Origin of the sequence: Oceanibaculum sp., assembly GCF_022449305.1 — a bacterium.
GTDB classification, from domain to species: Bacteria; Pseudomonadota; Alphaproteobacteria; order Oceanibaculales; family Oceanibaculaceae; genus Oceanibaculum; species Oceanibaculum indicum.
Genome location: NZ_JAKUSO010000107.1, coordinates 1 through 4964, shown reverse-complemented (window position 1 = coordinate 4964; position 4964 = coordinate 1). Strand labels below are relative to the sequence as shown.

The 4964-nt window shown below is 63.3% G+C and carries 5 protein-coding genes and 1 pseudogene; all 6 read left to right on the top strand.

Annotated features, from left to right (window positions below):
- A pseudogene (locus MK313_RS17730) lies at positions 1-1176 on the top strand (error-prone DNA polymerase); the annotation flags it as partial.
- A complete protein-coding gene (locus MK313_RS17725) occupies positions 1177-1647 on the top strand; it encodes an OB-fold nucleic acid binding domain-containing protein (RefSeq protein WP_322098646.1) in 471 nt (156 codons plus the stop codon). It begins immediately after the preceding pseudogene.
- A 98-nt stretch (positions 1648-1745) separates the two neighbouring features.
- The gene (gene tnpA, locus MK313_RS17720) at positions 1746-2183 is read left to right on the top strand and encodes an IS66-like element accessory protein TnpA (RefSeq protein ID WP_209171777.1); all 438 of its coding nucleotides are present in this window, start codon (positions 1746-1748) and stop codon (positions 2181-2183) included.
- On the top strand, positions 2180-2527 hold the full coding sequence (gene tnpB / locus MK313_RS17715; RefSeq protein ID WP_209171776.1) for an IS66 family insertion sequence element accessory protein TnpB: 348 nt from the start codon (positions 2180-2182) through the stop codon (positions 2525-2527). The genes tnpA and tnpB overlap by 4 nt, the downstream gene beginning before the upstream one ends.
- Before the next feature lie 45 nt (positions 2528-2572).
- Positions 2573-4210 carry an IS66 family transposase gene (gene tnpC / locus MK313_RS17710; protein ID WP_209171775.1) on the top strand — a complete coding sequence of 546 codons (1638 nt, stop codon included), beginning with the start codon at positions 2573-2575 and terminating at the stop codon, positions 4208-4210.
- Positions 4207-4821: a plasmid pRiA4b ORF-3 family protein gene (locus tag MK313_RS17705; RefSeq protein ID WP_209171774.1), complete on the top strand. Its 615-nt coding sequence runs from the start codon at positions 4207-4209 to the stop codon at positions 4819-4821. The genes tnpC and MK313_RS17705 overlap by 4 nt, the downstream gene beginning before the upstream one ends.
- The last annotated feature ends 143 nt before the right edge of the window (positions 4822-4964 follow it).

Genomic DNA, 4964 nt, shown 5'->3' with positions numbered 1-4964 from the left:
CTGCTCAGCCTCGGCATGCTGACCTGCATCCGCAAGTGCTTCGAGCTGATCGACACCCATCATGGCCAGGAACTGACACTCGGCACCGTGCCCCAGGCCGACAGGAAGACCTATGCCATGCTGTGCGTGGCCGATGCCATCGGCGTCTTTCAGGTGGAAAGCCGGGCGCAGATGAACTTCCTGCCGCGCATGCGCCCGCGCCAGTTCTACGACCTCGTCATCGAGGTGGCGATCGTGCGCCCCGGCCCGATCCAGGGCGGCATGGTGCACCCTTACATCAACCGCCGCCAGGGCCGGGAGAAGGTCACCTTCCCCTCAAAGGCGCTGGAGGAGGTGCTGGGCAAGACGCTTGGCGTGCCGCTGTTCCAGGAACAGGCGATGCAGATTGCCGTGGTCGCCGCCGGGTTCACACCGTCGGAAGCCGACAAGCTGCGCCGCTCCATGGCCACCTTCCGGCGCATGGGCACCATCGGGCAGCTGAAGGACAAGTTCATCTCCGGCATGCTGGAGCGCGGCTACGAGCTGGAATTCGCCCAGAACTGCTTCGGCCAGATCGAGGGGTTCGGCGAATACGGCTTTCCGGAAAGCCATGCCGCCGCCTTTGCCATGCTGGCCTATGTCTCGGCCTATCTGAAATGCCACTTCCCGGCCGAGTTCGCCTGCGCGCTGCTGAACGCCCAGCCGATGGGCTTTTATGCCCCGGCGCAGATCGTGCGCGATGCCCGCGAACACCAGGTGGAGGTGCGCCCCGTGTGCGTCAACACCAGCCTGTGGGACAACACCCTGGAGCGGCGCAGCGACGGCGCGCTGGCACTGCGCCTGGGGTTTCGCCAGATCAAGGGTCTGCGCGAGGAGGACGCGGCCTGGATCGTCGCGGCCCGCGGCAACGGCTATCCGGACACGGAAACCCTGTGGCTGCGCACCGGCGTCATGCCGGCCACGCTGGAGCGGCTGGCCGAAGCCGATGCCTTTGCCGGCATGGGGCTGAGCCGCCGGGCGGCGCTGTGGCAGGTGAAGACCATCCGCAGCCCCAAACCGCTGCCGCTCTTCAACGACCCCATCGACGGCGAGGCGATCTTCGAGCCGGATGTCCTCCTGCCCACCATGCATCTGGGGCAGGAAGTGGTGGAGGATTACCTGTCCACAAGTCTGACTTTGAGCGCCCACCAGATGTAGCTGCTGCGCCCGCATATCCCGCATCTGACCCCGCATGCCCGGCTGGCAGCGCTGCCCCCGCGCGCGGCGCGCCGCGTTTCCGTCTGCGGACTGGTAATCACCCGCCAGCGCCCGGGCACGGCCTCGGGCGTGATCTTCCTGACGCTGGAGGACGAGACCGGCGTTTCCAACGTGGTCGTCTGGCCGAAGATGTACGAAAAATTCCGGCCCGCCGTTCTCGGCGGACGGCTGCTGAAGGTCACCGGCCGGCTGGAGCGCGAAGGCATGGTCGTTCACCTGATCGCCGACCACATCGAAGACCGCTCCCGCGACCTGTCGCTTCTCGGCCACCCCAACGACGACGTTCTGGGCCAGACGACCACCAAGACCGACGACGTGCCGGTGCATCTGAAATCAGACGCACAACGCACCCGGGCCATGCACCCGCGCGAACAGGCCAAGCGCCTGTTCCCGAGCCGGGATTTTCATTGAGGGGTGGTGCGTGAGATGGGGTACCCCTCCGGTGAAGGCCGTCTTGCGGCTTTAAGCTGAAGACTGCCAGTCCTAGTGGTAGCACTAGGAGCAGTCATATGACGAAGCAGCATATTGAGGTGATCACGTCGGTAGAACGCCGTCGGCGATGGTCGCAGGAGGATAAGGAGCGGCTTGTCGCTGCCTGCCTTGAACCTGGAGTGAGCGTGTCGGAGGTTGCCCGGGCGGCGGGTTGCCATGTGAGCCAGCTTTTCCGGTGGCGCAAGCAGTTGTGCACGATCTCCGACGGCCGGGCGTCGACGGACCGCGCAACACCCGCACCTTCGCCTGCTGTGCAATTTGTCCCGGTGACGATATCCGATGCTGTTTCCTTGCCGTCGCCGGCTCAGCCCACGAAGCCTGCTCCGCCGCAACGTGCGCGTCGTAAGCCGAGCGTTGTGATGATCGAGTTGGGCCGGGGTAAACGGGTTCGGTTCGACAGCGACATCGACACGGAGGCCCTGGGGCGTATTCTCGATCTTCTGGAGCGGCGATGATCCCGGTCCCGAATGGTGTGAAGGTCTGGCTTGCGACGGGCCACACGGATATGCGCAGAGGCTTTCCCGGGCTGTCGCTGATGGTTCAGGAGACACTGAGGCAGGATCCGATGAGCGGCCACCTGTTCGTCTTCCGCGGCCGGAGCGGAGGCTTGATCAAGGTGATCTGGCACGATGGCCAGGGTGCCTGCCTGTTCACGAAGAAGCTGGAACGCGGCCGGTTCATCTGGCCATCGGCAGCCGACGGCACGGTGTCCATCACCCCAGCCCAGCTCGGATATCTGCTGGAAGGCATCGATTGGCGAATGCCGCAAAAAACCTGGCGGCCAAGCTCTGCCGGGTAGTGGAAAACGCTGGCGTGGCGGGAGCGAATATGATTCCCTCCCGCCATGCTCGATGCGGCCGAACACCTTCCCGACGACCTTGCCAGTGCGCACGCGATGATCCTCGCAGAGCGTGCGGCCCGCCGTGAAGCTGAGGCCCTCGCTGCCCGTGCCCAGGCGGTAAACTCGCATTCGGAGGCTCTGATCGCCCGGTTGAAGCTGGAGATCGAGAAGCTCAAGCGGGAGATCCACGGACACCGTTCGGAGCGCAAGGCCCGCCTTCTAGAGCAGTTGGAATTGCAGCTCGAAGAGCTGGAGGCCGATGCCGCTCAGGACGAGCTGGTGGCGGAAGCCGCGGCACGTTCATCGACCATCAAAGCGTTTGAGCGCAGACGTCCATCAAAGAAACCGTTTCCAGAGCATCTGCCGCGTGAGCGTGTGATTGTTGCCGCGCCGAAGAGCTGTCCATGCTGCGGATCCGCGAAGCTGGCCAAGCTCGGTGAGGATGTCACCGAGACGCTGGAAGTGATCCCGCGCCAGTGGAAAGTGATCCAGACCGTGCGGGAGAAGTTCAGCTGCCGGGAGTGCGAGAAGATCACTCAGCCGCCAGCTCCGTTCCATGTGACGCCGCGCGGCTTTGCCGGTCCGAACCTTTTGGCGATGATCCTTTTCGAGAAGTTTGCACAGCATCAGCCGCTGAACCGGCAGAGCGAGCGTTACTCGCGCGAGGGCATAGATCTCAGCCTGTCGACGCTTGCGGACCAGGTCGGTGCCTGCGCGGCGGCACTCAAGCCGGTCCATTCGCTGATCGAGGCGCATGTGCTGAGTGCCGAGAGGTTGCACGGCGACGACACCACCGTGCCGATCCTGGCCAAGGGCAAGACCGATACCGGCCGCATCTGGACTTATGTCCGCGACGATCGCCCGTTCGGCGGGCAATCTCCGCCGGCGGCCCTTTACTATGCTTCTCGCAACCGGCGCCAGGAACACCCCGAGTGCCATCTGAAGAGCTTCACCGGCATTCTGCAAGCTGACGCCTACAGCGGCTACAATCCGCTGTTCAAGGTGGACCGTGATCCTGGTCCGCTGACCCAGGCGCTGTGTTGGTCACATGCGCGCCGCAAGTTCTTCGTGCTTGCCGACATCACCACCAACGCCAGGCGCAGGAAGAACGCCGCACCGATCTCACCGATTGCGTTGGAGGCGGTCAAGCGCATCGATGCCTTGTTCGACATTGAGCGCGAGATCAACGGGCTCACTGCCGGCGAACGCCTGGAGCGGCGGCGCAGGGACGGCATCCCCCTTGCCGAAGGTCTTGAAGAATGGTTGCGGACTGAACGGGGCAAGCTGTCGCGCAGCTCCTCGGTTGCCGAGGCGATTGATTACATGCTCAAGCGTTGGGACGGCTTCATCACCTTCCTTCATGATGGCCGGATCTGCCTGACGAACAATGCCGCCGAACGAGCCTTGCGCGGCTTTGCCCTCGGCAGGAAGTCATGGCTGTTCGCCGGATCGGTTCGTGGAGCCGACCGCGCCGCCTTCATGGCGACGCTGCTCAACTCGGCGAAGCTCAACGACGTCGACCCGCAAGCCTGGCTTGCCGATGTCCTCGCCCGCATCGCCGAAACGCCTGTTTCCAGAGTCGAAGAACTGCTGCCCTGGAACTGGGAACCGCATACCCCGGCATCGGCACCAGCGTCATGATGCAGAACGAACAGATCGCCCGATTACACATCAAGCTTGATGACATCGAACCCCGGATCTGGCGCCGGGTTGAAGTTCCGCTTGCCATGAGTCTGAAGGGGCTGCACGACGTTATCCAGGCCGTCATGCTGTTCGAGGATTACCACCTTTTTGAGTTTGAGGCCGGTGGCAGGCACTACGATGTTCCCGACCCTGCCGAGGACTACGGCCGCAAGACCTATGCTGCGAAGAATGCACGCATCCGAACGCTCATCGACCGCGGCATCACCACGTTCGCCTATACCTACGACTTCGGCGACAATTGGCGCCACACTGTGGTCGTTGAATCTGTCGAGGCCGCCGATCCCGCATTCGAATATCCTCGCTTCCTGGAAGGCGAAAACCGTGCACCGCCGGAAGATGTCGGTGGAACCTTCGGCTTCGCGGACTTCCTGGAGGCGATGGCAAAGCCACGCCACCCGCAGCATCGCGAACTGGTGCAGTGGCATGGCGGTCGCTTTGAGCCGGGTGATATCAGCGTCGACCTGATCAACCAGCGCATCGCCAAGCTCGCTCGGCGCCGAGCACTCGGCAAAGCGGGCTTCGCAAAGAGCCAGAACCAACAACATTGATCGGAAACTGACCGCACCGCGGTCTACGCCGGATGCTTACGAGATGGGTGGGGAGTGGACATTTGCTGCGCTTTGAACTGGCAGTAGCAGAGCGGAGGAAACTGCCATTAGCTATGCTAGCTTCAACGGCTGCTTTTAGATGT

Bases quoted from the DNA above. Each gene is read 5' to 3' on its own strand.
- tnpC (WP_209171775.1), top strand. From the start codon at position 2,573: ATGCTCGATGCGGCCGAACACCTTCCCGACGACCTTGCCAGTGCGCAC.
- MK313_RS17705 (WP_209171774.1), top strand. From the start codon at position 4,207: ATGATGCAGAACGAACAGATCGCCCGATTACACATCAAGCTTGATGAC.
- tnpA (WP_209171777.1), top strand. From the start codon at position 1,746: ATGACGAAGCAGCATATTGAGGTGATCACGTCGGTAGAACGCCGTCGG.
- tnpB (WP_209171776.1), top strand. From the start codon at position 2,180: ATGATCCCGGTCCCGAATGGTGTGAAGGTCTGGCTTGCGACGGGCCAC.